Annotated in this window: 3 protein-coding genes; 1 reads left to right on the plus strand and 2 read right to left on the minus strand. The window is 66.3% G+C overall.

Annotated elements, in window-relative coordinates:
- A partial coding sequence (locus ACFXG1_RS33145; RefSeq protein ID WP_384745891.1) for an SDR family NAD(P)-dependent oxidoreductase occupies window positions 1-322 on the minus strand: 322 nt, incomplete at its 3' end.
- A gap of 123 nt (window positions 323-445) precedes the next feature.
- On the opposite strand from ACFXG1_RS33145, the gene ACFXG1_RS33150 reads away from it, so the two are divergent.
- Complete coding sequence (locus ACFXG1_RS33150; protein WP_384745893.1) at window positions 446-880, plus strand: Rrf2 family transcriptional regulator; 435 nt, start codon at window positions 446-448, stop codon at window positions 878-880.
- Between the two features lie 280 nt (window positions 881-1,160).
- Here the strand turns inward: ACFXG1_RS33150 and ACFXG1_RS33155 are convergent.
- The coding region (locus ACFXG1_RS33155; RefSeq protein WP_384745895.1) for a DUF6188 family protein at window positions 1,161-1,438 on the minus strand (278 nt) is incomplete at its 5' end.

Raw genomic sequence — 1,438 nt, forward strand, 5'->3', positions numbered from 1 at the left:
CGTCCGGGTCGTCCACCGAGCGGCCCTGCTCCACGGAGATCGCGGCGTTGTTGACGAGGATGTCCAGGCCGCCGAAGTGCGCGACCACGTCGTCGATCAGGGCCGGCGCCTGACTGGTGTCGGCCTGGTCGGACTGGAAGGCGACGGCCGTGGCTCCGTTGCCGTGCACCTCGTGGACGACGGCTTGCGCTTGCTTCTCGGAGCTGACGTAAGTGAAGGCGACGCGGGCGCCCTGCTCGGCCAGCAGCCGTACTGTCGCGGCTCCCAGTCCGCGTGACCCCCCGGTGATCAGGGCGACCTTGTCCGTGAGTGGCTTGCTCATTCTTCTCACCTCGTTGATTGACCCTTCTCGGCAGTCGCAACGTTAATTGTGACGACGGCTTGTTGCAACCTTCACTGTTACGACTGCCGTAACATGGAGCTTCGCGACCAAGAGGAGGAGCCCATGAGCGCCAACAGCAGACTGACCATCGCCGCCCACGCGCTCGCCTGGATCGGCCTCTACCAGCGCCAAGGGCATGAAGTCGCCACCTCCGAGCAGATCGCGACCAGCGCCAACACCCCCCCCGTGGTGATCAGACGGCTGCTCGGCGAGCTGCGCAGGGCCGGGCTCGTGGAGTCCCGACGAGGCGTGGGCGCGGGCTGGTCACTGGCACGCGAGCTGGAGTCGATGACCCTGCTCGACGTGTACGAGGCAGTCGAACCCGGCCCGCTGTTCGCCATGCACCGCGCCACCCCGGACCAGGAATGCGTGGTAGGTCACGGCATCCAGCCGGCCATGCAGAGCATCTACGAGGGCATTGAGGAGACCGTGAGACACGAACTGGCCCGCGTCACGCTCGCGAACGTACTCCAAGACGTACTCGCGACACCTCGCTAACCTCTCCGCTACGCGCTGACATCACCAAGATCCCCAGGTCAACACGCTCAGCACAGCGAGGGTCGCCTGCGCCGCAACGCCTCAGAATCCAGCCATAAACTTGTCGAGCACCCCGCCCAACGCACCGTAGAGGCTGCAGCGAACCGAGTGATTCGCCCTGCGCCGCAGCCCGAACCCCACGATGAACGACAACGCGAAGAGACCGCCGAGGACCGCCGCTACGAGCGGGTTGTAGACGAAGGGCGGATTCCAGGGATCGTTGCAACGCAGGGGGGAGTGGTCAGTGCTGCCAGTCGGTTTCGCCGCCTGGGCCTACCAGGACTGGTTCGAGGCCTGAGCCGGTGAGGCTCCAGGACTCGTAGTCGGGATCTGGTTCGATGCAGAGTCGAGTGCCGTCGTCAAAGCCGAGGGACAGGGTGCCGAGCCCGGCGACCTCGGCTTCGGTGACGACCTTGGTGAACAGGCCGAGGAGCGGTGCCAGAGCCGTTCCCGCCCCAGGAAAGGGCGCGGTGTCGCAGGAGCTCGGCGAGCCGTGGGGGCAGCAGCACGGGGTGACGG

Source organism: Streptomyces sp. NPDC059248, assembly GCF_042753905.1.
Classification (GTDB): Bacteria; Actinomycetota; Actinomycetes; order Streptomycetales; family Streptomycetaceae; genus Streptomyces.

Bases quoted from the DNA above. Each gene is read 5' to 3' on its own strand.
- ACFXG1_RS33150 (WP_384745893.1), top strand. From the start codon at position 446: ATGAGCGCCAACAGCAGACTGACCATCGCCGCCCACGCGCTCGCCTGG.